Source organism: Streptomyces coryli (assembly GCF_011044975.1).
GTDB lineage: Bacteria > Actinomycetota > Actinomycetes > Streptomycetales > Streptomycetaceae > Streptomyces > Streptomyces coryli.
The window spans coordinates 1-1897 of the sequence record NZ_JAAKZV010000501.1 but is presented as its reverse complement, the minus strand read 5'-3'; the positions used below and the strand labels follow the sequence as shown (position 1 = coordinate 1897).

General features: G+C 72.6%; 1 protein-coding gene. It reads left to right on the top strand.

What is annotated here, in order from left to right; genetic code table 11:
* Window positions 1–97: 97 nt before the first annotated feature.
* On the top strand, window positions 98–1897 hold a 1800-nt coding region (locus G5C51_RS41720), incomplete at its 3' end, for a thioredoxin-like domain-containing protein (protein ID WP_165246111.1).

Sequence of the window (1897 nt, the reverse complement as noted above, 5' to 3'; positions counted from 1 at the left end):
GGGTGGAGCCGCGGGGGGAGGGGAAGGCGATCTGGTTCGAGATGCACGAGGTGGAGGGGATTTACCTCTGAGGGATCGCTTCAGGTTTGATGGAGCTATGGCAATACGTGCACGTGTCCGCGCCCCCGAACTCGTCGGCAAGGGCGGCTGGCTCAACACCGGTGATAAGCAGCTTTCCCTGGCTGACCTGCGAGGGCGCATCGTCGTCCTCGATTTCTGGACCTTTTGCTGCATCAATTGCCTGCATGTCCTCGACGAACTCCGCGAGCTCGAGGAGAAGCACCGCGACACCCTCGTGATCATCGGCGTGCACTCGCCGAAGTTCGTGCACGAGGCCGAGCACGCCGCGGTCGTGGACGCGGTCGAGCGATACGGGGTCGAGCACCCGGTGCTGGACGACCCGGACCTGGCGACCTGGAAGCAGTACGCGGTGCGGGCCTGGCCGACGCTCGTGGTGATCGACCCCGAGGGGTACGTCGTCGCGCAGCACGCGGGCGAGGGGCACGCGCACGCCCTGGAGACGCTCGTAGCCGAGCTGGAGGCCGAGCACGCCGCGAAGGGCACGCTGCGGCGGGGCGACGGGCCGTACGTACCGCCGGAGCCGGAGGCCTCCGACCTGCGCTTTCCGGGGAAGGTGCTGGCGCTTCCTGGTGGCGGCTTCCTGGTCTCGGACACGACCCGGCACCAGCTGGTGGAGCTGGCGGCGGACGGCGAGACGGTGGTGCGGCGGATCGGGACGGGCTCGCGCGGGCTGGCGGATGGTGCCGAGCCCAGCTTCAACGAGCCGCAGGGGCTTGCGCTGCTGCCCGACGGCCGGGTGGCGGTCGCGGACACGGTGAATCACGCGGTACGGGCCCTGGACCTGGCCGGCGGCGAGGTGACGACGCTGGCGGGGACGGGGCGGCAGTGGTGGCAGGGGTCGGCGGTGTCCGGTCCTGGCCGGGAGGTGGACCTGTCGTCGCCGTGGGATGTGGCGTGGTTCGGCGACCGGCTGTGGATCGCGATGGCCGGTGTACATCAGCTGTGGACGTATGCGCTCGATACGGGCGAGGTGGCGGCCGCGGCGGGCACGACGAACGAGGGCCTGGTCGACGGGCCGGCCGCGGAGGCGTGGTTCGCGCAGCCGTCCGGGCTCGCGGCGGGGCTTTCCACGACGGCGGACCGGCTGTGGATCGCGGACTCGGAGACGTCGGCGCTGCGGTGGCTGGACGCGGACGGTGTGGTGCATACGGCGGTGGGGACGGGGCTGTTCGACTTCGGCCACCGGGACGGGGAGGCCGGGCAGGCGCTGCTCCAGCATCCGCTGGGCGTCACCGCGCTGCCGGACGGCTCGGTCGCGGTCTCGGATACGTACAACCACGCCCTGCGCCGCTACGACCCGGCTTCCGGTGAGGTGACGACGCTGGCCACGGATCTGCGGGAACCGTCGGACGCGGTGGTGGCGGACGGCTCGGATGTGGTCGTGGTGGAGTCGGCGCGGCACCGGCTGACGCGGCTGCGGCTGCCGGAGGAGGCGGTGCGGGTGGACGGCGTCGCGCACCGCACGCGGCGGGACGCGACGGAGGTCGCGCCGGGGCGGCTGCGCCTCGACGTCGTCTTCCAGCCGCCGGAGGGGCAGAAGCTCGACGAGCGATACGGCCCCGCGACCCGGCTGCTGGTGAGCTCCACCCCGCCGGAACTGCTGGCCTCCGGCGGGGGTACGGGCACTGAGCTGGGGCGGGATCTGGTGCTGGCGGACGGGGTGGCCGAGGGGGTGCTGCACGTCTCGGCGATGGCGGCGAGCTGCGATGACGCCGAGGGCGTCGAGTACCCCGCGTGCCATGTGCACCAGCAGGACTGGGGGGTGCCGGTGCGGGTGGTCGCCGGGGCGCAGGAGCGGCTGGGGCTGGTGCTGGCG